Below are 25,513 nucleotides of genomic sequence, written 5' to 3'. Positions count from 1 at the left end.
AGCCCCGATGGGGCATGCCCCATCGGGTTAAACAAGCGCTTAGGCCGCAAGGGCCGCCACGTCGATCACTGCATCGGCCTCGTCGACCGAGTTGGGGGTGTGCGAGATAAAGAACTCACGCTCATACCCGCCCTGGCGAAGCACTTCGCGCTTCATTTGCATGAAAGCGCGCTTACGATCCGGGTCCAACGGCCCGTCTGCCTCGTCGGTAAAAAGGGTCTGGAAGACTTGCCCCGTGTCCCGCGCTCGGTAGAGCGCAATGCCGCGGGTCAGGCACTCGTTGATCCAGATCTTTTGTCCGCCAGACATGACGGTGAAGTTCTTCGATTCGCCGCTATCGCCATCCTGCACAGCGATTTCGAACCCCTCGCGCTTCTCGCCATTGGCTAGCGCTGTCTGCGTCTGGATCGCGATGGTGAATCGCGGTCCGTAACAGGCCAGCAAGAGGTCATTCACCGTCCGCGTCAACTCGGGGCCGGCGTCATCGATGGATAGCGCGATCACGCCATCATTGCCAAGGGCTTTCGCCAGCAGCTTCCACACGGCGATACGGTCGGACAGCGCTTCCGCCCTGCCCTGCGCCGCCGGCAGACTGGACAACTCCGCCTCAAGCCGCTCCACTTCCGCCGCCAGCGTGCTTTGCTGGCGGATGAGCGCCTCAATACGGGCGTCAAGGGCCGCGACAGCCTCCCGGCTGGCAGTCACCTGGCGATCCAGCTGGGCCAGCTTGCCGGTCACGTCTTCGGTGGCCAGCGTCGCCAATTCCCGCTGCACTGCGGTGGACTGCGATTCCACGTCGGCCTGATCCCGGGCATGCCGGGTCTGACGCGCCGTTTCCTCTTCAGCGAGCGTCGCTATATCACGTGTTACCTGGGCCAAGCCCTCCCGGGCGGCTTCCAGCAATGGCAGCTTGGCGGCCAGCGTCGTCAGGCGCTGCAGCTCTCGCTCCTGTTGCACCAGCCCAGCCTGCAGCGTGGTGTGGGCAGCACGGGCGCTGGCCAGGGTGGCCAGCGCAAGGTCCATCGGCTTCTTGGCCTCCAGCTTGGCGCGGTAGCTGTCCCGGAGGTCAGTCACCAGCACCAACTGGCGGCCCAGCTTCGCTTTCGCGTCGCGCGCCTGGCCCAGCAACGGGCACACAGCATGCATGGGATGGTCCGCGCACGGCACGGTCTCGATGACATCGGCTTGCCCCTTGAGACCCTTCGCCAGCTGCGCCTCGGTGGCGCCGCGGGCTTCCAGGCCTGCCAGCTCAGTGGAAAGGGATGTATGCGCCAGTCGTACGGCTTCCAGTTCCGTGACCGACTTCTGCAGCTTCGCGAGTTCGGCCTGACTGCGGCCGATCTCCATCTGCACGGCATCGCGCTGCCCTACCGCCACAGTGATCGCGTCGCCATCGGCAAGCGTCGCCTTGCGAGCGCTGACCTGGCTATCCAGCTCGCGCCGCCGCAAGGCTGCGCGACTGCCAGCAGCCTTGTCATCAGCCACCAACTGGCGGCTACGCGACGTCAATTCGCTTTGGCGCTGGGTCAACTCCCGCAAGCGGGCTTCGACAGCGGCGCCAGCGGACTGCTTGGCCGCCAGCGTGGCCCGCTCCTGCAGCAACTTAGCGCCGTTGGCAGTCTCGCGCTCCCGCGCGTCCCGCTCACCACCGAGGCGTTCGCCTATCTGCCGAATCTCGCCGGCCAGCACGGAACCGCGATCGCGCTTGCCCATGAGGGCAACCACGTCGCCTTGCAGCGCATCGAGATTGCGGCCGAGCAGCTTGGCCACCTCGCCGGCTTTCGCCGACAGATCCCGAAGGTGCTCGATGCCCAGCAGCTCCGCCAGCAGCTTCTTGATCTCGCCGGTCTGGTAGCTGGCAAGCGGACGGCGGTTCTGCGCGGAAAAGACGCTCGTGAAGAACGCTTCGGGCGAGCCCATGACCCCTTCTAGACAGCGGTTGTAGGTATCGGCCTTGCCATCGGACACTGTCCCGTCCGGCAGGCGCAGCGGCACATCATTGCCAGCGGCGCCGCGCTCGAGCAGGTAGTACTCCGCCTTGCGCGTCTTGCCGGAATTACGAAATGAGAACGCCGACCGGTAAGTCTTGCCGCCGTGCTCCCAGACCAGTTCTTTCTCAGCGCGCGGGGCGCAGAGATGGTCCCAGTAGGAAAACGCATCCGCAGACATCTTGGCGGCATGGCTAGGCATGATCGGGTACGGATGGAGGTTGTCCATCAGCGTCGTCTTGCCGGCCCCGTTCGGGCCCACCAGCGCGATCAAGCCGGTTGGCAGGTCAGTGAGGTCCAGGGTAACGCTTTCGCGGCGCATGCCGTCGCGTACCCCATGGAATCCCGAAAGGGTCAGCTTCAGCGGGCGCATGACAGCTCCTCATCGGTCTGCATGTAGGACATGTAGTTGCCAGGCAATTCCAGCAACCCGGACTCATCCACGGGCATTTCCGGCAACAGAGCGGACACCGGGGGCGTTTGCGCTTCCGGCAGTCCCTGCAACGCACGCTCAACCGAACGTACCGCGGCGGCGTACTGCTTGCCGGCCAGGTTGGCTACTTCCGGCCAAGTGCGGCAGCCGGTCAGGATCTTCAGCTCGCGCTCGCTCCACTGGCTGGTCAGCCCGTTGGACAGGGACCAGAGCAACTGCTGTAGGGCCAGCGAGGGCGCCACCGAGAACCAGCCATGGCCGGCGTCGGTATGCAAAGCCATGAGCAGGATATGGTCGCGCTGCGCGATCACGGCACCTCGTCCAGCACCGAAGGGCTGGAACAGTGAGCTGCGCGTGAAGCCGTGAGCGGTGGTGACACGCGCGGCCATCTCGGACGTGGCGATGTCTGCGTCAAAGGTATGGGTCCATTCCGGGCCCGCGGGATACAAAATCATGATGCACTCCAAATGGGACGGAGTGCGCCCCGGACGGGAAGCACCCGTCAGGGTCAAGGGAAGAAGATGGATACAGCGGGTCGATGCGTCTGAGACGCGGGGTAAACTCGAGTTTCGATAGCCCCGTGGGGCTATCGGAACATGGCTCGCATGTTCAAGGGTTAGGCCGGCTCGCCGGCAAACAGATCATCGGACAGCCAATCGAGCGCTGGCGCGGTAGCAGGCGTAGGTGCTGGCGCTGGCGGTGCGAACGCCGGCACCGCCGGGGCGGGAGCAGCGCTCACCACCGGCACAACAGCGTCCGCCAGTTCGGCAAGCTCCAGATCGACGATGGCCTGTGCGTCCAGGCTCTCCAGCACAGGCAGATATTCCACCAGACGGGAGGTATCGACCGCGGCGAGCTCGCCCCAGCGTTCCACCTTCTCGGCCAGCGTTGCGGCCCGGCTGATGCCCTCGGCACGGCTTCGCACCGCCGGCAAGACCCGGCCTTCCAGCTTCACCTCGGCGGCTGCGCCAAACAGCGCGCAGATCGCCTCACGATCCACCAGTTGCCGGTGCTCCTCGTCGATCGTCCACCGGATGCGGAAGAACTTGTCAGCAGCGGTAGCGGCTGCCACGGCAAGCTGTTGCATGTCAGGCGGACCATTGAAGTCGAAACAGACCGTTTCCCTAGCTGGCGTCACGACCGGCGTGGCCACCGAGTTGCCTGGTGCCACTGACCATTGGAGGTAGGACTTCTCGCCTTCCTCCCCGTAGTGAAAGCGTCCGATCGACCCCGGATACGCAACAACTCGCCCCTCCCGTTCCCATTGCTGGCAGCGGTGGATGTGGCCGAGCATGAAGGCATCGCACTGCGCAGCGAACAGCGCCCCGATAGTGAACTCGTGATCGAAACCCGCCATTGGCACGCCGTGCTCAGTGAGACAGCCATTCACCGTGCCATGGGACACACCGACAGTCCGGACGCCGAGGCCCCGCAGCTGTTGATTGACGGCGCCGGCGGCAACCAGAAACGCAGACAGATGATCCCCCAGCGCCGTGGCGGCCGCAGCGACACCCGCCACCGACGCCAGCACTGCCTTGTTGACCGTCGGCACGCAAGTAAAGACCACGTCCGGCAAGCCGCCGGCCACCAGCCCGTCCATTTCGGGCCGGGTGAACAGTGGCCCCTCGGACGGGATGAAGACGCCCGCGCGCAGCGCCACCTGATGGATGCGATCCGCGACATAGACTGGATACCGTGCCCCGATGAGGCGGAACAGGTCCAGCGTGCCCTGCGGCTCATGGCTGAACGTCCCCTGCAACATCAGGACTGGCATAGCTCCAGAGAGTTGGTGGATTCGACGGCCCAGGGCACCAAGCGCCGGTGTGTGTGCGTCAAGACGGTGGTCAGTCGAATCTCCCGACACCACCCCAACGTCACACTCCGCTGCGATTGCGTCCTCCACGGCAAAGCCGAAACACCGTTCCGCCTCGGTCAAGTGCCCGGGCGAGTAATGCAGATCGGAAAAATGCGCCATGCGCAAGCGCGCGCCTTCGTGTTGCATGAGAGACCTCCAGGAATGGGAAGTGGCGCCGCGCGGGCACCAAATGAAAATGGCCACCCCAACGGGGTGACCATGAGAGGAACAGCAAAATCAATCAGGCGGTGGCACGCGCCTCACTGGCGGTGGCGTGCACACGTGCCCGGAACGAGGCCGGATCAGACAACGAAGCCTGCATCTCGTCGATCAGGCTGCTCAGATCGTTGGGACGCTTGAACCATCCCTTGCCGTAGTGGAAGTGTGCGTAGACCCTGAGGCCCTGGCGATCGTCTTCGCTCGCAAGACCCAAGCGCGCAATCAAATCCTCCAACTGATGCGCCTTGTCGTCGGGATCCCCTTCGACCAGACCAGGCTGGCCTACCTGGGCCGAGGTGCGATCCCCCGCATCGTCAGCCTGGGAAGCCGCCGCGGCCGGCGCCTCCAGTGCGCCGACAGCCTGGCTAGCCGCCTCGATGGCCTGAGGCACCTGATCGCCGCCGTCCAACAGCGCACCGAGGTCGATCTCCGCATCCAGCATAGTGAGCATCTGGTTCTGCCGGACAGGGCGCCCGTTCTCGTCGATGCGACTTATCTCGGCCTCCAGCTTGCTCAGCCAGAAGTGCACGCCCACCAGCCGGCCACCTCGCGCGAGCGAGACGGTCTGCATGGCGGCAAAAGCCTTTTGGAGGACATAAATAGAGTTCGTAGGCAGTTCGATCAAACCAAGCCCCCTAATTCCCGGGATGGCAAAGAAGATCGAGGCAGACATGTTGCACGACCTAGCTTGGTACTGCGGGCATTGTGCGGGGTCGCAGATGCCGTCCGGGATCGCATCATCCTGTCGCAGGATGATCGTCCTGCCACCGAAATTGCGCTTGACGCGGCTGGCACGGGGGTCCTTCTCCGGCGGGGCGTAGGTCTTGCAGTAGCGCCGCCCGTCAGCCCCGTATTCGGAGAAGAACTGGCGACCGCTCGTCCCCCACGCGGCGAGCTGGTTGGGCATGTTGCTCAGCCAGTCGTCGAAGGCGAATAGAACGGGGAAGCGCCAGAGTTTCAGACCATCCCCGCGATCCTCACCGTGCCGCTCCAGGATCTCGTCGGCTATGGCCGGATTCGTGAAGTCCGAGCGTCGGCAAGTGAACCAGCCGACATTCTTGGGGGCCATTGAATTTCGGAGGCCCGTCGCGCGCTCAATTTCCTTCTCGATCGTCTCGAACGATTTGCCCTGGGCGAGCAGCGAATCGTGGAGCTTGACCGCGCGCTCGTTGTCGCGGGCCTTTTTCGTCAGGACTTTGATGCCCGGACGAATTTTGCCAATGATGGGCGGCCGCGCGGGCCGCTCCTCGATCAGGCTTCGGGCTGGCCCGAACTCGCTGTAGGTGATGGGTGCATGCATGGATTGGTACTCCTTCGCTCAAGGTGCTGAACGACGGCGGCGCGAATCGACGCAGCATGCTCCCGAAGGCGCAGGGCTATGTCGGCCCCGCGCTGGGTCGTTACGTTGGAAAGGAACGCCGCGCGAGCGGGTTCGGGAAGACCGGCGACGAATGCCGCCTCACAAAGGGTGCGCCAAGCTTGTGGCTGGTCCGTGTACTGGGACCGGCGACGAGCCAGCGTTGCCGCGATAGCGGCGGGGATCTCGAATTCGACTGCGGAATTGGATGTCATCATGGGCTCCCTATCGAGGTGTCTCACAAACAAAAAAGCTCGCTCCGACATGCGGAAGCGAGCTTGCTTGCGAGAAACCTGCAGCCACGCCCCTTCCGGGGGCGTGGCTTACAGGGAGCAGACGCGCGGATGCGCGCAGCTCGAAGCGAGGACGTGAAGCCGTCCTCGTGCAGCAGGGTCACGCTGCACAAATACCCATTTTGGACAAAGTCCACCGCAGGTTCACGGATCAGCCAACGACGGCCGTTCTGCCTAGGAGGGGCCTGGAGAGAGACGCCACATGGTCCCAGGCTCGAACGGTGCCCGCTGTGCTCACTGAAGTGGCACGCTGCAAGGCGCGTTTTACAAGCTGACATGGGAAGTGCTCGGCGAAAACACTATTCAGAAAGAGATTCCACACCAGTAGCCAACTGGTCGGAGCATGCACAAGGCACGACTTGGTACAAAGAGATGGACTCGCTAGGGAGTCGGAGGTCGATGCGTCAGTGACGCGAGGTGTGATTGAATTCTGGCACAACTATCTCAGATGCGAAAAGTAGAAAGCTCGCGAATATCACATCGCTTTCTCCGAACACTGCGAATCCCACGGCCCGACAATTGCATGCGAGAGAGATACGCCGAGACATGCATATGGAAGCCGAACCGGAAGACATCGTCCCCGATGCCACCAACAGAGTAACGCAGGCCACAGGCCAGCAGCCCGATTCTGGGCTGAAGCCGATCAAGCGATTGATCAGCGACGATCGCTTGTCCCGCATCGTGCCGGAGACACAGACGACCATGGAGTTGTCGTTCTCCACTACGTTCGTGCGGGACTTCGTTCGGGCGGACTATTCCTTCTGCTCCGCAAAATTCAGCGTCTCCCGTGGCGGCAAGGTGAAGGCGATCGACGAGGCATTCAGGCATGCGGAGGCTTGGTTCGAGGGCGCGCACCGATGGGCCGACCGGCTTGAGAAGCGGACCATACCGCTCCAGTATCACAAGCAGGAGTTGCTTCTTACCCACGCGCTGTCAGGACGCCTGCTGCGCTTGCTTCGTCATTACGACACGCTCTCCGGCAAGCTAACGTTTGCCTTGATGGTTAACTCCGTAGACGGGCAATCCCGAGACAACGCGCTGGGCGCGGCCGGGCACCACATCGCAGCCATTCACGCCCTATGCATGCCCGATAACGACCAGTTCCAGCCCGACGGCGTACGCCGCGGTGCTGATCAGTAACTGCCTCGCCCTTCTTCCCATTCTGGACACGACGCTATGGACCTCCGGGACATTCAACGCCTTCACGAACACTATAACCAGCCGGCCCTCACCATCGAGATGCCAGTCACCTCCGATGCCCCGCCGACCTTCCTTGGGTTCTCAGGACCTGCGGCCGCTCCCGATGCGCCGCCTCACGGGAAGTTCGCGCTGAGCCAAGGTATGAAGCGGCTTGCCGCCAGTGTTGCCTTCCTTGCAGCGGCGGCGGCGGTCGGGATGCTCACCGCATCGATCCTTGGCCGCGGCGGACGCACAACCGAGCCTGCTGTGCCCATCATGGCGCCTCAGCCGGAAGTGGCACCGGCAGTGGCTGCATCGCAGGCAGACACGATCCATTGGCCTGCCCAGCCCGCAAGTCAGGCTGTATCGGCAGCGCAGCCGGCGGTTATGCCAGCTCCTCAGGCGTCCGCGCCGCAGACCCAACAAAGCGATGCGACCCAACCGCGCCAACAGGTGGCGCCTCAACCGATCCAAGCATCTCGCCCCGCCGTCCAACCCGCGCCGTCGCGTACCCCTCCGGCTGTCGCCGAGAAGCCGCCAACCAGCCCGAAGACCCGTGAGGCGTCGGACATCAAGTTGTTCTAAGGACCGGACATGAAGCAGCAAACGATGACAATCAGTGTCCTGCAACAAGGACTGAGCATTCATGGCCACATGGCGCTCGATCATGGCCTGACGTGCCTTGGCCTGGTGGACGGCGGCATCACGGCCAGCAACGGCCTGCTGCACATTGGACCGGGGGAATGGTCCGTGGTGCCGTCGAGGGCTACCATGTCGTGATTGACGGCACCGTCGAGGGCGACGTCACAGCAGCGGCCTCGCTGGTGGTCAACGGCCGCGTGCGTGGGGACATCTCCTATGCCGGTACGATTCGGCTAGGCCACCATGCCGTGCTCGAGGGAAAGGTGTCGCGCGTCGTCGCGTTGGCCGCCCCAGCCGACATCAAGATCGTAGAACCCGCCGAGGCGCCTCTGACGGAGAGCTAACGGTTAATCATGATTCACACTATTCCCCGATAACGCGGAAGCAAACTGATAGCTTTCGGCGTGTGTCAAGGTAGTTGTCGCCTCAGCCGTTACGCTGCTTGCTTGTAATTCTCTGCGTTTTGCTGCGCTCTCTCCGGGTTCAGATACACCGCATCTGGGAGTTCCCAGTTGCGGATGCCCGCGGTCCAACGCTGCGGATTCCGGGCGCGTGCGGCTTCATACAGCGCCGTTCTCTGCGCCAACAATGCGGTAGCTTTGCCCTGATGCCGCTGGCTTGGCGTGACGCATTTCAGGCCGCTGTGTCGGTGCTCGTCGTTGTACCAGCGCACGAAGCGCAACACCCAGTCACGCGCTTGTTCCAGGCTCTCGAACGGGCGCTCTGGCCACATCGGGCAGTACTTCGCCGTGTAGAACAACGCTTCGGCATAGGCGTTGTCGTCGCTCACCCTTGACCGGCTGTAGGTGGGCACCACGCCTAGGTCATACATCGCTGCCAGCATGGTGGCCCCTTTCATGACCTTGCCGTTGTCCGAGTGCAGTACCAGCGGACGACCCGCGGTCTGCTCCCGCAAACAGCCGTGCATCAGCAGGCGGCTGGCGTGCTCAGCCGTCTGGCTCTCATGCACCTCGTTGGCGACCAGCTTGCGGCTGTAGATATCCTTCATCATGTACCAGTAAAAGAACTTACCCTTGACCGTGGTCGGTAGCCAGGTAATGTCCCAACACCACACTTGGTTCGGACCCGTAGCCCGGTGCGTCGTCAGCGGGCGCACGCACGGGGCCTTGCTGCGGCCGCGCCGACGGCTTTGTCCCGCTGCGTGCAGCACCCGGTAGATCGTCGATACCGATCCCACGTAGATGCCTTCATCCGCCAGCTTTGGCACGATCTGGTGCGGCGTCAGGCTCGCGTAAAGTACATCCGCAACATCCTCTCTACGCCAATCGGCTGCCGCCCAACACGGCCGCTCGTCGGATACAGCGGCTCGATCAACGCGGTCCACCGTGCCCACGGCACGATCCGATCCATCTCCCCGAGAAACGTCTCGCGCCGTATCACGCGCTTCTTCTTCGCGAACTCAACATCGGCAAAGCTCGTTTGTTTCATGCTCGTCTTTGTTTCCCTTGCCTTCACCTTCAACGCGCCACACTTTCCGTCGGCTGACTTGTGGCTGAATTGATCAGCATTTCCCCAAAGCATTTTTTCCGGTGGGCGCCATCCGCACGCAGTTCCACTTGCAATACCGTTTTGTACCCGCATTGACCGGAAGCCAGACGAAGTGGCGATTGTTCATGTATTTGAGGATACGCACGAACGTGGCTTCGCACGCGGCCGACCTCCGCAAGTCGTCTTCGTTTATACGCAGGCTTCTTTCGGAGGGCGGTGATAGTTCCGGGCCACACCTGCAATCCCGGCGTTAAGGGAGTTCGTTAGGCAGCCTTCGCAGCCTCATGGAGGTTAAACATATCGGTTTCGTCCTTGATTGCTTTCTGCGCCGAAGGCCGGGCATTGATGCGTGCGATGTAAGCCATCAGATTTTGCAGGTGGCCAATTTGCGCGCCCGAACGCTCGTGCCACATCGTCGCCCAAACATAAGCATCGGCGACCGTGAACTGTTCACCGGTCAGGTAGGCGCGGCCGTCCGCAAGGCGTTCATCAAGCACGGTGTAGGCGCTGACGATTTTGTTGCGGGTCCACTCCGCACCCGCTTCCGTCTGCAGCTTGCGCATCAGCGGGATATGCTTCTGTGCGATTTCCGTTGCGATGAACGTGAGCAGTTGGTCGAGCTTCACGCGCTCAAGCGTGCCATGCGCCGGGATCAGCCCGGCTTCCGGGTGCTGGTCTGCAAGGTACGATGTGATAATGGTCGTTTCGGTTAGCAGGTCTTTCTGGTCGTTCTCGAGGGCAAGGACCGGTACGTACGCGAGGGGATTCACTTCCAGGAAGTTGTCGCCGTTAGACGTGGTCTTGCCGAACACATCGTAATGGACCAGTTCCGGGTTCAGGCCCAGTTCATTGGCAATGAGTTGGGCTGCGAGGGAGCAGGTGGCTTGGGCGATGTAGAGTTTCATGATTGGGTCCTTGGGGGTCTCGTAAGCGTTGCGCTTCGAACCACCGGGTCCGTCGCGCCAACAGACCCAACTCTAGTGATCGCCCGGAATAAGATAAACAGGCCAAAGTGACCTGCTGTGTCTCCGTGTTGGAGACAATTCAAAAACCTCAGGGTTGGGGCGTGTCCGGCGCGTGAGTTGTCCCCTTGGTCATCATCGTGCTCACGAACTTGGTAAACTTCTGCAGCTCCGGACGCGCAGCCGAGCTCTCCGCCCATACCAACCGGAAAGTGTGCCGGCTCCGGGTGTAGGGTTCCAGGACAGCCTCCAGCTTTCCAGCCTGGAGCGCGTCCCGCACCGAGAACTCCGACATGCAGGTCAACCCCAACCCCTCAAGCGCGAAATGCAGCCGCGCTTCATTGCTATTGCAGACGACCCGCGGCGCGAGTCGCGGCGGCTGTTCACCCTCCTCGAGGAGCAGTGGCCACTGCATAAGCTGGCCATTGTGCGGCATTCGGTACTGAACAATTGTGTGGTTGGCCAGATCGCTTGGGTGCTGGGGCCGACCATGCCGCGCGAGGTAGTCGGGCGTCCCCACGATGAACAACCGGAAGCTGCCGAGCTCGCATGAGGCGAGGCTTTCGTCCTCGACGTTCCCTGTCCGGATGACCACGTCATAGCCCTCTTCGACGAGTTTGACCTTGCGATTGTCGCAGTCGATATCGAGTTCGATGTCCGGATTCTGAATCTGGAATGCAGTCAGTGCCGGCAGAAACTGCACGCTGACGAGCGGGATGCTGATGCGGAGTCGCGAACGCGGCGTTTGAGTAATGTCCATGATTCCCATCCACTGACGAAGCCACCGAAACGATATCACGACCCTTGGGACCTCAGTCGGAGCGCGGTTTCCAAGGCCCAGCTTGCTGGCATTGTATTGCACCGCAGACCTCTAGAGTTTCGCCACTTTGTACGGAAAAAATGTCAGGAGATTGCGGCCGTTCGTGTCAATTCAATGACTGAAATGTCGCCTTGGGGGAGACAGATTGTATCCGCGCAGGGGATTTATCCCAGCGAAGGGGATCGGTATGTTCGTAGCTGCCCGATTCAAGGGCCCGAGTTCGCCTACCCCATTGTTTTGGTGACCTTGCGGGCCAGGGCTTAGTCCATACGAGCCGGAACAACTTCTGGCTGCCGTCTATCAGTCTCCTCGAGACGCTTTTAATCGGAACCAAGTTGACTCAGTCATTTGCAGGTAAAACCATTGTTATTGCTGGCGGCAGCTCGGGCATGGGCCTGGCGCTCGCCCGGAAGGCCGTTGCCCTGGGCGCGATTGTTCATGTCATCGGCCGCTCGCAAGAGAAACTCGACGCCGGACGCCTCGGTATTGGCGACATCGTGACGCATCGCGCTGATATCGGGGTCGAAGCCGATGTGGAAGCCTTGGCAGTGAACATCCCCCACGTCGACCACCTCGTATGCACCGCGGCGGACTTGGCCTTCAAGCCCTTCGCCGGTACTTCGAACGAGGATATCGAGCGGATGCTCGGCGGCAAGTTCTGGGGCCCGATCTACCTGGTGCGCCACCTTACGAAGCGCCTTGCGAAGGATGGGTCGGTGACGTTCTTCAGTGGAGCGGCAGCCTACAAGGCGATTCCAGGCGCAAGCATCGTTGCGGCGCTGAATGCGAGCCTCGAAGGCCTGGCGCGCACCCTGGCGCTCGAGCTCGCCCCCATTCGCGTCAACGTCATTTCTCCTGGTGTCGTCGACAGCCCGGTGTGGGACTTCCTTCCTGGCGACGCTCGTTCCGATACGCTTGGCGCAATCGGAACCGCGTTGCCGCGCGGACGTGTTGGCACCGTTGATGAGCTTGCCGATGCAGGACTATTTGCAATCAGCAATGGCTTTATGACCGGTTCTGTTTTGCAGATCGATGGCGGCAACAACGCCTGAAAGCGGGCTGCAGCAACGAATATGGGGCTGGCTGTCAGGCCAACCTCATGTTCACCTTGGTCAGCCACTATTGCTTCGGTGGCTGGCCAGGATTGTGGTAACAAGCTCGCGAAGTGCTACACGGTGTGCTTGCGCGCAAACGCCTTCCGCAGTTCATCGACGAAGATCGTCGGTTGCTCGAATGCTGCGAAATGACCGCCTCGCGGTGCGCGATTCCAGTAGTAGAGGTTGCTATAGGTTTGCTCTGCCCAGTGCTTCGGCGGCGTGATGATTTCACCAGGGAACACCGTCACTGCAACCGGCAACGACAGGGGCACCGAGTTGAAGGTCAGGTCGGAGTTTTCGGTGTACATCCGTGCCGACGATGCACCGCTGTTGGTCGCCCAGTAGAACATGATGTCGTCGAGCATCTGGTCATAGCTCACCACCGATTCCGGATTGCCGTTGCTGTCCGACCATGCAGCAAGCTTCTCGTAAATCCAGGCGGCCTGCCCGCTCGGCGAATCGGCCAGGGCATAGCCGATGGTTTGCGGACGTGTGACCTGAAGGCGATGGTAGTCCGAGCCGTTGTTGGCAAAGCGGATGCACTGGTCAATCGTGACCTTCTCTTCCGGCGTTGGATTGGACGGCAAGGTGGCGGGGACCACGAACGGGAGGTTGACGTGAATGGCTGCCAGTCCGGGGAGCTGCTGGCGGCCCATTTCTGTCGTCACCACGCTGCCCCAATCGCCGCCTTGTGCCACATAGCGCTTGTAGCCCAGTCGCTCCATCAGTTCCCCCCAGGCTTTTGCAATGCGCTGGCGGCCCCAACCCTTGGCAGTGGGCTTGTCGCTGAAGCCATAGCCAGGCAGCGATGGCAGTACCAGGTGGAATGCGTCAGTTGCCTGGCCGCCGTGGGCAGTCGGATTGACGAGTGGCTCGATGGTCTCGAGGAACTCGACGATAGAGCCAGGCCAGCCGTGCGTCATGATGAGCGGCGTGGCGTTCTCGTGCTTCGAACTGATGTGAAGGAAATGGATGCCCAGTCCATCAATCTCCGTCTTGAATTGCGGATAGCCATTCAGACGAGCCTCTACGCGGCGCCAGTCATAGCGGGTGCGCCAGTATTCCACGAGCGCTTGAACCTTGTCCAGCTGGGCCCCCTGTTCGTCCGTGCCCGCGGTCTCACGCTCCGGCCAGCGGGTCGTGTCCAGGCGACGTTTGAGGTCATCGAGGTCAGCTTGTGGCACCGCAATGTGGAAGGGCACGAGGGACGCAGAGGGAGTGCCTTTGGGCGCCGACCCAGCGAATGCGTCGACCGCCGGGATTGCTGCGGCACCGATAGCTGCAGCGACCTGGAGTACGCTGCGACGCGCCGGGTCAATCTGTTCCTGACCGGATTTATCGGCGCTTGATTGCTGAGAGTCTGCTTGGTTTGACATGAGTGTCGTCGCTAATGCGATGGTGAATCGCGAAGTTTTCCAGACACACCAGTGTGTCTGGGGATAGCGCAATCTACCGACACTGCTCACGTTGATAAACCGCCTGGCAGGCGACTCTCTTTTGCCAGAGCGAGAACAATTGATCTAGGGCCCCGAGCCGCAGGTCGACGAAGCTAGTCTGTCCGCTGCAAATACGCCACGATTTGATTCAGCACGGCGCGCGTCTTCGCGGGCATTTTCAGGCCCAGCGGAATCATGGCGTGCACGGGAGGCCCGGGCACGTCAGAGCCGGGAAGGACGTGGACCAATCGCCCGGCGTCGACATGTGGCTGGGCGACGCGGTCGTGGATTTGCGTGATGCCAAAACCCTGCACTGCTGCTTCAACGAGTGCGTGACCATCGGCCAGCGCGAGCACGGGATTGAGCGACAGCTCCTTGATATGCGGGCCGTCTGCCACCTTCCACGGCCGCAGACGGCCGGTGGGTCCGCGAAACACGATGGCATCGTGACCAGGCAGGTCGGCCGGGGAGCGGATTTCGGCGCGCTGCTTCAGATAGTCGGGCGAGGCGTAGAGCCCCAGGCGCAGATCGCACAGCTTACGGACGGTCATTTCGCCGTCGTTCGGCAGGTCGCCGATGCGCACGACGATATCCCAACCTTCGGAGACGGGGTCGGACATGCGGTCGTTGAGTGCGAGCTCAAACGTGAGGCGGGGATGTCGTAGCCGGAGCTCGGCCAGCGCGGGAAACAGAAGGCGGCCGAAGCCGGCAGGCAGATCGAGCCGTACCTTGCCGATGGGCTCCGCGCGTCGGGCCGCCAATGCCTGGCCAGCCTCGCGCAGTCCCTCGAGCGCGGTCTCCGAAGCCATTAGGTACGTCTCGCCGTCTTCGGTGAGCCGGACAGCGCGGGTAGTGCGCTGGAACAGGCGCGTCCCCAGTGCGGCTTCGAGTCGCTGAACCGACTTGCCGACGTTCGACTTGCTTGTTCCCAATCCCTCGGCCGCGCGCGTGAAGCTGCTGCTTCGGGCTACGGCGACGAAGGCCTCGATATCCGCAACGGAGGCATCTATGCGATCAGACATTGTGTCCTATCCGGAGACAAACAGTCGCATTTTAGCATGTTTATCAAGTGACTCCTGACACCAATAATGCTGCCATATCCGCGACATCGCGACATCGATTCGCGGCCCCCTCGGCCAAATGTGGCCAAGAGAGAGAGCATGTACACCAGAGAAACTATTCATTCAGGGGCCTGGCTGGGGAGCTTGGCCCTTCCCAAAGCCCTTATCTGGACCCAAGCCCAAATCGACGCCTCGCTTGCTGCCACGATGCGCGCCAGGCCTCCCGGCGAGGACATCTGGGTCTTCGCCTATGGGTCCTTGATGTGGAACCCATTGCTCAACTTCGATAGGCGCGAGGTGGCGACCCTTCAAGGCTGGCGCCGCAGCTTTTGCATCCGGATGGTGGCGGGACGAGGGTCGTCAGAGGTGCCCGGAAGAATGTTGGCCCTCGAACAAGGAGGGACCGCGCAAGGGGTAGCGCTCCGGCTCACTGCGGCACATCTCGAAGACGACCTCCGAGTTCTTTGGGTGCGCGAAATGATCGCGGGCTCTTACGTGCCGACCTGGGCCTCGCTTGAACTGGCCGACGGTTCCCAAGTGACCGGCATCGTGTTCGTCGCCAATACAACCGGCATCCAGTACGAGCGCGACGCCAGCGTGGAAAGCATCGCGTCAATCGTCGCCGGCGCCACGGGGGCCTTTGGGTCCAATGCCGAATATGTTCACAAGCTGGAGCGTGCGCTGTCCGATTGCGGGTTGACGGATGAATACATCGCCGACCTCGCCAATGTGCTCCGACAGAAATCGAACGGAACGGCACCTTAGACGTCTTTCGTCGCCGCAATCCCACATTGGAAACACATGTGGCTTCGCACTGGCAGCGGCACATTGCTCATCGTTGAGATCATGGACAAGCTTCAAGCAATGCAGGTGTTCACCCGTGTCGTTGAGACCAGCAGCTTCACGCGGGCCGCCGATTCGATGGACCTGCCCAAGGGGTCGGTGACGCGCCTGATTAAGGAGTTGGAGGCGTATCTCGATACGAGACTGTTGAACAGGACCACACGGAGCCTGAGCGTGACATCCGCCGGTGCGGCGTACTACGAGCAATGTGCGCGCATCCTTGCCGAAATTGACGAGGCGGAAGCCTCTTTCACCGATGCACCGCGCGCGCCGAAGGGCAAGTTGCGCGTCGACATGGCGAGTTCCATCGGCCGCTTGATCGTAGTGCCCGCCCTCGACGAATTCCGAGCCAAGTATCCGGAGATCGAGTTGACGCTTGGCTTTGGCGACCGGCTGGTGGATCTGGTCCAGGAAGGAATTGACTGCACCTTGCGCATCGGCAATCTCGACGATTCCACGCTCGTGGCACGGCGCGTGGGAGTGTTCCGTTTGCTGACCGCCGCCAGCCCTGGCTACATCCGCGAGTTTGGGGCGCCGAAGTCACCGCACGTCCTGGAAAGGCATCGAGCGGTAAACTACTTTTCGAGTCGTACCGGCCGCATGATTAACATGAACTTCCAGATGGCCGGCGAAGCGATGAACGTCAAGGTGCCTTCGACGCTTGCCGCAAACGACGGAGATGCGCATCTCCAGTGCGGGCTCAAGGGGTTCGGCCTCATCCAGATTCCGCGCATCCTGGCGCAGCCGCACCTCGATAGCGGAGAGTTGGTTGAAGTGTTGTCGGAATGGAACCCCGCGTCCCTTCCTATTTCCGCAGTGTTCCCGCAAAGCCGACATCTCTCGCCACAGGTACGCGCCTTCGTGAACTGGGTCGCGGAGATATTCGAGCGCTGTACGCTCCTTCGAAATTCTGCCCCAGGCTTCGACACGAATAGTCCCGTCAAGCAAGGCAACGTGAACTCTGGCCGCGGCTCCTGAGCGGCGCCCGGAAGCGTAGAAGGACGATGCGCTCGCGCCAGGTTGGCGCCTGCATCGTTCACGAAACATGAAAAGTCTTCCATCCCCGCGGCTACTTATCTTCGTGCGTGCTCGCAGTACAGTTCGGCGCGGTGCACGTAAGGGGAACCGTGCATCAGGGTGACCGAGTCGGCTGACTCGCGTAAGACCCATCAGGTCCTCGCAGCAAATGTGAACAGACTGCCGTAGCAATGCATTCGAATCTCGAGACACAGGAAATTTCCATCTCCGGGCATGCGCAGGACATTACGTTGCGCTGCTATCGACCGAAGTTTGAGAAGGCAACAGTGCCGATCTTGGTCTATTGCCACGGGGGCGGATTCGTCGAGGGTGACCTCGACGAGGCCGACCACCAGGCATCGGTACTGGCAGAGCAGGTTCGGGCCTGGGTTGTTTCGGTCGACTACTCGCTAGCTCCCGCGCATCCGTTCCCCGCAGCGCCGGAAGATGTCTACCTGGCATTGCAGTGGGCAGTCGAACATGCGCGGCAGTTCAAGGCCGACAGCCATCGCATTGCCGTGGCCGGACACGACGCGGGGGCAAGCATCGCCACTGGTGTTGCGGCCATGGCTCGAGACCGCGGCGTGATTAGCCTGGCGGCTCAAGCTTTGATCGCGCCGTTGCTAGACCCCAGCATGACGCGACTGACGCACGGGCCGGCGGGCTCCGGTCCGGAGGCGGACCCGCTCAACCGTGCGCGCCAATACAAGGCGTATCTGCCGGGGATGGCGCAGTGCGTGCACCCGTACGCCGCTCCGCTGGACTCCCGCCGGTTGGCCGGCCTGCCGCCGACGCTCATCGTCAGTGCAGAGCGCGATGGGGCGAAGAGCGAAGGAGAGCAATACGCGGGGCGGCTGATCGTGGCTGGCGTACCGACAGAAGCACGTCGGTATCCAGGCGTTTGCCACGCCGAACTGCCCGGCAATCCGGCGGCCCTCAACGATGTCGCAGGCTTCCTGCGGCGGCATCTGGCACCGAGACTCGGCCCCGCATCGACCCGATGAGCCCTGCAGCTCACCTAGGGTAACTGCCTGGCTATACAAAAAACGCGCCCAGGCTCCCTTCTTTCACATTGTCTCCATGAACGACACAAAGTGACCAAAAAACGGGTCTTTATCGGCGGTCTTGCGCGGTCAATACTGGGTTCCAAGCTTAGAGCCACACCCGCGAGACGCACCGAATGGATGGAGCTCCTGGACCGCAGTACCCGATTTGCTTTGAAACGACTTAAGACGGAAAAGGATTCTGAATCATGATTACCAATCGCAAGAAACTCTCGATGGCAGTAGGTATTCTGTTTATCGTGGGTGTGACGGGCCTGGCGCTCACCCACGGCAGTGACGGCCCCGTAGCGAGCGCCACGGCTGCGTCGCCTGCGCCTGCCGCGCCCGCCATTGACGTCGACGTGGCCACCGTAATCAGCCAATCCGTCGTGGAATGGCAGGATTACTCGGGCCGGCTCGAGGCCATCGACAAGGTCGAGATTCGTCCGCTGGTGCCTGGCAAGATCGTGGCGGTCCAGTTCAAGGACGGCCAACTCGTCAAGAAGGGCGATTCGCTGTTCACCATCGACCCGCGCCCCTATCAGGCCGAAGTCGACCGCGCCGCCGCGCAATTGGCCGCCGCCGAAGCGCGTGCGAGCTACACCACGAGCGACGCGGCGCGTGCCGACCGCCTGATCGAAAGCAATGCCATCGCGCGCCGCGACTTCGACGAGAAGCACAACGCCGCGCGTGAAGCGTCGGCTAGCGTCAAGGCCGCCCGTGCCGCACTGGAAGCCGCCAAGGTGAACCTCTCGTACACCGATGTCGTGGCGCCGGTGGCGGGCCGCGTGTCGCGCGCCGAGCTCACGGTCGGCAACATCGTGTCCGTCGGTGCCGGTGCACCGCTGCTGACCACCCTGGTATCGGTTTCGCCGATCTACGCCTCGTTCGATGCCGACGAGCAGACCTACCTGCGCTCGCTGCGTCGTGGCGCCAATTCGCCGATGCCGGTCGAACTGGGCCTCGCCGACGAGACGGGTTATTCGCGCAAGGGCGTCATCGTCTCGGTCGACAACCATCTCGACACCACGTCCGGAACCATCCGTGTGCGGGCCCGCATCGACAACGCCGACGGCGCGCTGGTGCCGGGCCTCTACGCCCGCGTCAAGGTAGGTGGCGGCCAGGCCCACCCTGCGGTGATGGTCGACGACGCCGCCATCGGTACCGACCAGGCCAAGAAATACGTACTCGTGGTCGATGCCAACAGTCGCGTGCAATACCGCGAAATCACGCTTGGCGCGCTCCATGAAGGACTGCGCATCGTGGCAACCGGCCTCAAGCCGGGAGAGCGCATCGTCGTCAACGGCATCCAGCGCGTGCGCCCCAACGACACCGTCAAGGCGCGCAGCGTCGACATGGTGAGCGCAGGTAACGCCAAGTCGGCCGCCTGATACCGGTCAACGGGAGTCATATCATGAACATCTCTAAATTCTTCATCGACCGGCCCATTTTTGCGGGCGTGCTGTCGGTGATTATCCTGCTTGGCGGCGTGATTTCGCTGTTCAAGCTGCCCACCGCCGAATACCCGGAAGTAGCACCGCCCTCGGTGGTGGTGCGCGCGCAGTATCCAGGCGCGAATCCGAAAGTCATCGCTGAAACCGTTGCCTCGCCGCTCGAAGAGAAGATCAACGGCGTCGAGGACATGCTGTACATGCAGTCGCAGGCGAACAGCGACGGCAACATGACCACCACGGTCACGTTCAAGCTCGGCACCGATCCGGACAAGGCCGCGCAGCTCGTGCAGAACCGCGTGAACCAGGCCATGCCGCGTCTTCCTGAAGACGTGCAGCGCCTGGGCGTGACCACGGTCAAGTCGTCGCCCACGCTGACCATGGGCGTGAACATCGTGTCGCCGAACGGCAAATACGACCTGACCTACCTGCGAAATTACGCGCTCATCAACGTCAAGGACCGGCTCGCCCGCGTCCCCGGCGTCGGCGAGGTCGCGCTCTGGGGTGCCGGTGACTACTCGATGCGTGTCTGGCTCGATCCGCAGAAGGTGGCTCGCCAGAACATGACGGCCACCGACGTGGTCAAGGCGATTCGCGAACAGAACGTGCAGGTGGCGGCCGGTATCATCGGTGCCTCGCCAATGGCATCGAACGTGCCGATGCAGCTGAGCGTCAATGCCCAGGGGCGCCTGAAGACGGAAGAGCAGTTCCGCGGGATCATCCTCAAGACCACGCCCGAAGGCGGTGTGGTGCGCCTGTCGGACGTGGCGCGCATCGAGCTGTCGTCGTCGGAGTACGCGCTGCGTGCAATGCTCGACAACAAGGATGCAGTACAAATCGTTATCTTCCAGCAGCCAGGTGCGAACTCGCTGCAGATTTCGGATGACGTGCGCGCCATCGTGGCCGAGCTGCAGAAGGACATGCCCGACGGCGTGAAGGCCGAGATCGTCTACGACCCGACGCGCTTCGTGCAGGAAAGTATCGACGCCGTGGTCCACACGCTGTTCGAAGCAATCGCGCTGGTGGTGCTGGTGGTCATCATCTTCCTGCAGACCTGGCGTGCTTCGCTGATTCCGCTGCTTGCTGTACCCGTCTCCATCATCGGCACGTTCACGCTGATGCACGCCTTCGGATACACCATCAACGCGTTGTCGCTGTTCGGCATGGTGCTGGCCATCGGTATCGTGGTCGATGACGCCATCGTGGTGGTGGAAAACGTCGAGCGCAATATCTCGGAAGGGTTGTCGCCGCGTGCCGCGACGTACAAGGCCATGCAGGAAGTGAGTGGGCCGATTATCGCCATCGCGCTGACCCTGGTGGCCGTGTTCGTGCCGCTGGCCTCGATGTCGGGTCTGACCGGCCAGTTCTACCAGCAGTTCGCGATGACCATTGCCATCTCGACGGTGATCTCGGCGTTCAACTCGCTGACGCTGTCGCCGGCCCTAGCTGCGCTGCTGCTCAAGGACCACCACGCACCGAAGGACCGTCTGACCCGCGTGATGGACCGCATCCTCGGCCCGTTCTTCAACGGATTCAACAAGGTCTTCCACCGCGGTTCGGAATCGTATGGCAAGGGCGTGGGCGGTGTGATCCAACGCAAGCTCATCATGTTCGTACTCTATGGCCTGCTGCTGGGCCTGGCGTTGCTGATGGGCAAGATGGTGCCGGGTGGCTTCGTGCCGGCGCAGGACAAGGACTATCTGGTCAGCATCGCACAACTGCCGGCCGGCGCCTCGCTGGACCGCACCGAAGAAGTGGTGCGCCAGATGGGTGAAATCGTACTGAAGCAGCCGGGCGTGGTCCACGCACCGATGTTCCCGGGTCTGTCCGTGAACGGCCTGACCAACTCGTCGAGCGCGGGCCTGGTGTTCCCGGTGCTCAAGCCGTCGAAGGAACGTGGCCCGGGTGAATCGGCTGCGGAGATTGCTGCCGCGCTGAACGCCAAGTTCGCTGAAATCAAGGGCGCGCAGATCGCCACCTTCCCGCCGCCGCCGGTGTCGGGCCTGGGTACGCTGGGTGGTTTCAAGCTCCAGCTTGAGGACCGTGGCGCACTCGGCTACGAAGCGCTCAACGATGCGACGCAGGCGTTCATCAAGGCAGCCTCCAAGGCGCCGGAACTGGGCCCGATGTTCACGAGCTACCAGATCAACGTGCCGCAGCTCGACGTGGACCTGGACCGTGTCAAGGCCAAGCAGCTCGGCGTGCCGGTGACCGACGTGTTCGACACCATGCAGATTTACCTCGGCTCGCTGTATGTGAACGACTTCAACAAGTTCGGTCGCGTCTACCAGGTGCGTGCGCAGGCTGACCAGCAGTTCCGCGCCACGGCCGCCGACATCCTTCAGCTCAAGACACGCAACGCTGCCGGTGAGATGGTGCCGCTGTCGTCGCTAGTGAAGGTTACGCCGACCTACGGCCCGGAAATGGTGGTGCGCTACAACGGCTTCACGGCTGCCGACATCAACGGCGGCCCTGCACCCGGCTACTCGTCGGGCCAGGCCAAGGCCGCCATCGAGCGCATTGCCGCCGAAACGCTGCCGCGCGGGATCCGTATGGAGTGGACTGATCTGACGTATCAGCAAATCCTGGCCGGCAACGCCGCCATGTGGGTGTTCCCCATCAGCGTGCTGCTGGTGTTCCTAGTGCTGGCCGCCATGTACGAGAGCCTGACGCTGCCGCTGGCCATCATCCTGATCGTGCCGATGAGTATTCTGTCGGCGCTGCTGGGGGTGTGGCTGACCAATGGCGACAACAACATCTTCACGCAGATTGGCTTGATGGTGCTGGTGGGGCTATCGGCGAAGAACGCCATCCTGATTGTCGAGTTCGCTCGCGAGCTGGAAATGCAGGGTCGCACGATCATGCAGGCTGCCATCGAGGCGAGCCGGCTCCGTCTGCGCCCGATCCTGATGACGTCGTTCGCTTTCATCATGGGTGTGATTCCGCTGGTGATGTCTACGGGTGCCGGCTCGGAGATGCGCCGTGCCATGGGCATCGCGGTGTTCTTCGGCATGTTGGGCGTGACGCTGTTTGGCCTGCTGCTGACGCCGGTGTTCTACGTGGCGCTGCGCAAGATGGCCGGTAGCAAGCCGATTGTCGACAAGCATCACACGCATACCGAGCCGTTGCACGCCGAGCACCCGGTGCACGTTGTCAAGGCGGCATCGGCTGAATGAATAGGGAAACCAAGGAGATCATCATGAACGCATCTATGACCCAATGGCTGAGCAAGGGCTCGATGTTGCTGGCGTCCCTGCTCGTTCTCGCTGGCTGCTCGCTGGCGCCGACCTACAACAAGCCTGCAGTGCCTGACGGCGCTGGCGCCAGCTTCAAGGAAGCGCCTGCGGAATGGACGCAGACCGCGCTGAAGCCGGCGGAGGCCGGCACATGGCAGACCGCGAAGCCGTCCGAGGAACTCTCGCGCGGCGAATGGTGGACCATCTTCGGCGATGACAAGCTCAATGCGCTGGAACAACAGGCGCTTGAAGCCAACCAGAACCTGGCGGCCGCCGCCGCGCGGCTGAAGGAGGCGAGGGCGTTGAACCAGGCCGCACGTGCTGGTCTGTTCCCCACGCTCGACGCGGGCTTTGGCCCGACGCGCCAGCAGGTGTCCGGCGCGTCGCTGCGCCAGCCTGACGGCACCACGGTCCCGCAGCAGACGTTGTGGCGCGCGCAGGCCAGTGCCTCGTACGAGGTCGACCTGTTCGGTCGCGTGGCATCGTCGGTGGATGCAGCCAAGGCGGACATGCAGCAGAGCGAGGCGCTGTTCCGCTCGGTGCAGCTCGCGCTGCAGGCTGACGTGGCGCAGAGCTACTTCACGCTGCGCGGTCTCGATGCCGAAGCCGAGGTGTTCGCCAATACGGTGAACCTGCGTGAACAGGCGCTCAAGCTGGTCCAAAGTCGTTTCGATGAGGGTGACATCGGCGAGCTGGACGTGGCGCGTGCCAAGGCGGAGCTCGCCACCGCACGCTCGGACGCGATGTCGGTGCAGCGCCTGCGCGCGGCGTCCGAACATAGCCTGGCCGTCTTGCTTGGCAAGACGCCGGCTGAGTTCTCGATGCCCGCGACGCCGATCCAGGCGGTCAACCTGCGTATTCCGGCAGGGTTGCCGTCGTCGCTGCTCGAACGTCGTCCCGACATCGCCGCCGCTGAACGTGCGATGGCTTCCGCGAACTCGCGGATCGGCATTGCGAAGGCAGCGTTCTTCCCGTCGCTCACCATCACGGGCGTGGGTGGATTCGAGTCAGCCACGTTGGGCGACCTGTTCAAGTGGAGCAGCCGTGCGTTCCTGCTCGGGCCGCTGGCTGGCACCTCGCTGAACATCCCGCTGTTCGACGGTGGCCGCCGTACCGCCAACCTGGAGAACGCGAGGGCGGCATACCAAGAAGACGTGGCGAAGTACCGCCAGCAGGTGTTGACCGCATTCCGCGAGGTGGAGGACGGCTTGTCGGACCTGCGCATCCTGGAAGGGCAGACGCAGACCCAGGCCGAAGCGGTCCAGTCCGCCACGCGCGCCGCGGACATCTCGCGGACGCAGTACACCGAGGGCGCGATCAAGCTTCCTCGATGTCATCGACGCCGAGCGCACCGCCCTGCAGACGAAACGTGCAGCGGTCCAGTTGCAGAGCGTGCAGGCCGCAGCCACGGTGAACCTGATCCGTGCGTTGGGTGGTGGTTGGGGTGACGCACAGGCCGTCTCGATGGCCGAGCCTCAAAAAGCGAAGGATGCCGGCGCCGTGAAACAGTGACTGCTTAAACAAATGGCTTCAACTTCCTGGCCGGGATGAGAAGCCTTGACCAAGGGGGCCGAGCGCCCCCTTGGAGACTTCATTCGCCACGCAGCGCCCGCGCCTGCGTGGCGATTTATGTCATCGCGTGCTCGCTGCCTCAGCCAGCGTCTCGATGAGCCCCGTTACGTGAGTACGCAGGCGGCACAAAATAACTCCCATCGATTTGTCTCCGTTTTTGATACAAAGAAACGCCAAAATGAGCATTTATCAACCATTGGTAGGCAACCATAATGCCTTCACCGTGGTTGACACGGTTACCCCTCCGGCCGAAGCAGACCTCGACCGGAGTGTCGCAAGCCTCACCGCTCGAAAGCCATGCGCCCACTCACCGAAACAGCATTCTCTGCACCTCAAGACGACAACCCGTCATCGGGCCTGTCGATGTCGGCTGAGCGGTTTGCGCTCGGAGCGCACCTCCTCAGCGAGCGGAATGGCTACGTTCACCACGGCCTCTATTCGGGTAACGGCAACGTCATTCACTACGCCGGCTTCACCCGTTCGCGCAGGCCTGGTCCGGTTGAGGAGGTGTCGCTTGAATGCTTCTCCTCGGGGAAGGCGGTGCGGGTCGGCAATGACATGGGTGCTCCGTACCGCGGGTACGTGGCGCTGGCGAGAGCGCGGTCCCGGATCGGCGAACGGCGCTACAGCTTGTTGAGAAACAACTGCGAGCACTTCTGCACCTGGTGCATTACCGGCATCGCGCGCAGCGAACAGGTTCGGGAGTGTCTTCGGCACCCTAGGAACGCAGCAAGGACCCTTGCGCTGATGGTTCGCCAATGGGTGCGTCGCGATGAGATGACCTCGTGCATGGAAGGCTTCCGTCCTTCCGCACAAACGTGAAGTTTGGAGTTGAAATGCGTCTCAAAGATTCGGTGATCATCATCGCCGGGTGGATCGTTCTTTGCGTTAGTTGCGGCTGGCTAACAGCCCAAGTCGCGCAGTTGCTGACGATGGTGTGAACACATCAGGCAGTCGCCGGTCGACATATTCCGAACCCAATTCAAAAGCGCCACGCCAATGACACCACTTCTGATTATTGCCCCACTAGCTGGGGGCGCCGCTGCATCTCTGGAGACGTGGGTCAACGGGCGTCTGGCCGCAGGACTCGGAGGGGACCGGCTGCTGGCAGCGCTGGTCTCGTTTGCAATCGGTTGCCTCGCGCTTGCGGGTGTCGCCTTTGCGCGAGGCAACCTCTTGTCGACGATGGGGTTGTTGCTCGCGCAACCCTCGTGGCGGCTCAGCGGCGGGGTGTTCGGCGCAGTCGCGATATGCGGGAGCCTGCTTGCCTCGCCTCGCATCGGCAGCGTCAACACTGTCTCTCTATTCATCTTTGGCCAGTTTCTCGCTGGAATGCTCATTGACCAGCATGGTCTCGCGGCTGCCGTTCCGCGGCCGATGACCGTGATGCGCACGGCAGGCGTATTCGTGATCTTTAGCGGCGTCGTCCTGGTGCTTTTCAGCGACAAGATTGCTGCGACGCTCGGCCGGTCGCCGTAGGCGAGGCCGCCTAGCCCTGAT

21 protein-coding genes and 3 pseudogenes are annotated in these 25,513 nt (G+C 62.3%); 13 read left to right on the top strand and 11 right to left on the bottom strand.

Annotation, left to right across the window (positions count from 1 at the left end; translation table 11 throughout):
- Positions 1-39: 39 nt before the first annotated feature.
- The 5 genes from OMK73_RS00350 to OMK73_RS38605 all read right to left on the bottom strand — a co-directional run bounded on the left by OMK73_RS00350 (position 40) and on the right by OMK73_RS38605 (position 6,067).
- Complete coding sequence (locus tag OMK73_RS00350) at positions 40-2,361, bottom strand: SMC family ATPase (protein ID WP_267600212.1); 2,322 nt, start codon at positions 2,359-2,361, stop codon at positions 40-42.
- Positions 2,349-2,876: a hypothetical protein gene (locus OMK73_RS00345; RefSeq protein ID WP_267600211.1), complete on the bottom strand. Its 528-nt coding sequence runs from the start codon at positions 2,874-2,876 to the stop codon at positions 2,349-2,351. The genes OMK73_RS00350 and OMK73_RS00345 overlap by 13 nt, the downstream gene beginning before the upstream one ends.
- Before the next feature lie 161 nt (positions 2,877-3,037).
- Positions 3,038-4,423 (bottom strand): metallophosphoesterase family protein, encoded by a 1,386-nt coding sequence (locus OMK73_RS00340; protein ID WP_267600210.1) that lies wholly within the window; start codon positions 4,421-4,423, stop codon positions 3,038-3,040.
- 94 nt (positions 4,424-4,517) lie between these two features.
- The gene (locus OMK73_RS00335; protein WP_267600209.1) at positions 4,518-5,795 is read right to left on the bottom strand and encodes a hypothetical protein; all 1,278 of its coding nucleotides are present in this window, start codon (positions 5,793-5,795) and stop codon (positions 4,518-4,520) included.
- Positions 5,747-6,067, bottom strand: a complete 321-nt coding sequence (locus OMK73_RS38605; RefSeq protein WP_420715418.1) for a DUF7696 family protein — start codon at positions 6,065-6,067, stop codon at positions 5,747-5,749. Before OMK73_RS38605 ends, OMK73_RS00335 begins: the two co-directional genes overlap by 49 nt.
- Positions 6,068-6,697: 630 nt before the next feature.
- Between OMK73_RS38605 and OMK73_RS00330 the strand changes: the two genes are divergently transcribed.
- The 4 genes from OMK73_RS00330 to OMK73_RS00315 are packed head-to-tail and all read left to right on the top strand — an operon-like array spanning position 6,698 to position 8,310.
- Complete coding sequence (locus tag OMK73_RS00330; RefSeq protein ID WP_267600208.1) at positions 6,698-7,285, top strand: hypothetical protein; 588 nt, start codon at positions 6,698-6,700, stop codon at positions 7,283-7,285.
- A 36-nt stretch (positions 7,286-7,321) separates the two neighbouring features.
- A complete protein-coding gene (locus tag OMK73_RS00325; RefSeq protein WP_267600207.1) occupies positions 7,322-7,909 on the top strand; it encodes a hypothetical protein in 588 nt (195 codons plus the stop codon).
- Between the two features lie 24 nt (positions 7,910-7,933).
- On the top strand, positions 7,934-8,104 hold the full coding sequence (locus OMK73_RS00320) for a hypothetical protein (RefSeq protein WP_267600206.1): 171 nt from the start codon (positions 7,934-7,936) through the stop codon (positions 8,102-8,104).
- Positions 8,068-8,310, top strand: coding sequence for a polymer-forming cytoskeletal protein (locus tag OMK73_RS00315; RefSeq protein WP_267600205.1), 243 nt, complete (start codon positions 8,068-8,070; stop codon positions 8,308-8,310). Before OMK73_RS00320 ends, OMK73_RS00315 begins: the two co-directional genes overlap by 37 nt.
- Before the next feature lie 89 nt (positions 8,311-8,399).
- Here OMK73_RS00315 and OMK73_RS00310 read toward each other — a convergent pair whose 3' ends face one another.
- From OMK73_RS00310 to OMK73_RS00295, 4 genes and pseudogenes are all read right to left on the bottom strand, one after another.
- On the bottom strand, positions 8,400-9,194 hold the full coding sequence (locus OMK73_RS00310; RefSeq protein ID WP_267600204.1) for a DDE-type integrase/transposase/recombinase: 795 nt from the start codon (positions 9,192-9,194) through the stop codon (positions 8,400-8,402).
- A 26-nt stretch (positions 9,195-9,220) separates the two neighbouring features.
- Positions 9,221-9,415 (bottom strand): annotated as a pseudogene (locus OMK73_RS00305) (IS5/IS1182 family transposase); the annotation flags it as partial.
- Positions 9,416-9,738: 323 nt separating this feature from the next.
- Positions 9,739-10,380 carry a glutathione S-transferase C-terminal domain-containing protein gene (locus tag OMK73_RS00300; protein ID WP_267600203.1) on the bottom strand — a complete coding sequence of 214 codons (642 nt, stop codon included), beginning with the start codon at positions 10,378-10,380 and terminating at the stop codon, positions 9,739-9,741.
- A gap of 148 nt (positions 10,381-10,528) precedes the next feature.
- Complete coding sequence (locus tag OMK73_RS00295; RefSeq protein WP_267600202.1) at positions 10,529-11,197, bottom strand: LysR substrate-binding domain-containing protein; 669 nt, start codon at positions 11,195-11,197, stop codon at positions 10,529-10,531.
- 395 nt (positions 11,198-11,592) lie between these two features.
- Here OMK73_RS00295 and OMK73_RS00290 point away from each other — a divergent pair, with 395 nt between their 5' ends.
- On the top strand, positions 11,593-12,309 hold the full coding sequence (locus OMK73_RS00290) for an SDR family oxidoreductase (RefSeq protein ID WP_267600201.1): 717 nt from the start codon (positions 11,593-11,595) through the stop codon (positions 12,307-12,309).
- A gap of 116 nt (positions 12,310-12,425) precedes the next feature.
- On the opposite strand, the gene OMK73_RS00285 is transcribed toward OMK73_RS00290, so the two are convergent.
- Positions 12,426-13,802, bottom strand: coding sequence for an epoxide hydrolase family protein (locus OMK73_RS00285; protein WP_267600200.1), 1,377 nt, complete (start codon positions 13,800-13,802; stop codon positions 12,426-12,428).
- A gap of 101 nt (positions 13,803-13,903) precedes the next feature.
- Positions 13,904-14,812: a LysR family transcriptional regulator gene (locus OMK73_RS00280; RefSeq protein WP_267600199.1), complete on the bottom strand. Its 909-nt coding sequence runs from the start codon at positions 14,810-14,812 to the stop codon at positions 13,904-13,906.
- Between the two features lie 138 nt (positions 14,813-14,950).
- On the opposite strand from OMK73_RS00280, the gene OMK73_RS00275 reads away from it, so the two are divergent.
- The 8 genes and pseudogenes from OMK73_RS00275 to OMK73_RS00240 all read left to right on the top strand — a co-directional run bounded on the left by OMK73_RS00275 (position 14,951) and on the right by OMK73_RS00240 (position 25,492).
- Positions 14,951-15,616, top strand: a complete 666-nt coding sequence (locus tag OMK73_RS00275; protein ID WP_267600198.1) for a gamma-glutamylcyclotransferase — start codon at positions 14,951-14,953, stop codon at positions 15,614-15,616.
- Between the two features lie 81 nt (positions 15,617-15,697).
- The gene (locus tag OMK73_RS00270; protein ID WP_267600197.1) at positions 15,698-16,672 is read left to right on the top strand and encodes a LysR family transcriptional regulator; all 975 of its coding nucleotides are present in this window, start codon (positions 15,698-15,700) and stop codon (positions 16,670-16,672) included.
- A gap of 218 nt (positions 16,673-16,890) precedes the next feature.
- A pseudogene (locus OMK73_RS00265) lies at positions 16,891-17,715 on the top strand (alpha/beta hydrolase); the annotation flags it as partial.
- Positions 17,716-17,963: 248 nt separating this feature from the next.
- Entirely contained in the window at positions 17,964-19,145 is a 1,182-nt protein-coding gene (locus OMK73_RS00260) for an efflux RND transporter periplasmic adaptor subunit (RefSeq protein ID WP_267600195.1), read from the top strand.
- 23 nt (positions 19,146-19,168) lie between these two features.
- Positions 19,169-22,381 carry an efflux RND transporter permease subunit gene (locus tag OMK73_RS00255; RefSeq protein ID WP_267600194.1) on the top strand — a complete coding sequence of 1,071 codons (3,213 nt, stop codon included), beginning with the start codon at positions 19,169-19,171 and terminating at the stop codon, positions 22,379-22,381.
- A 23-nt stretch (positions 22,382-22,404) separates the two neighbouring features.
- Positions 22,405-23,953: pseudogene (locus tag OMK73_RS00250) on the top strand (efflux transporter outer membrane subunit).
- A 357-nt stretch (positions 23,954-24,310) separates the two neighbouring features.
- Complete coding sequence (locus tag OMK73_RS00245) at positions 24,311-24,835, top strand: lecithin retinol acyltransferase family protein (RefSeq protein ID WP_267600193.1); 525 nt, start codon at positions 24,311-24,313, stop codon at positions 24,833-24,835.
- Between the two features lie 177 nt (positions 24,836-25,012).
- Positions 25,013-25,492: a DMT family transporter gene (locus OMK73_RS00240; protein WP_267600192.1), complete on the top strand. Its 480-nt coding sequence runs from the start codon at positions 25,013-25,015 to the stop codon at positions 25,490-25,492.
- Positions 25,493-25,513 lie beyond the last annotated feature (21 nt).

This window comes from Cupriavidus sp. D39 (genome assembly GCF_026627925.1).
Lineage (GTDB): Bacteria > Pseudomonadota > Gammaproteobacteria > Burkholderiales > Burkholderiaceae > Cupriavidus > Cupriavidus ulmosensis.
This window is presented reverse-complemented; position numbering and strand designations above follow the sequence as displayed.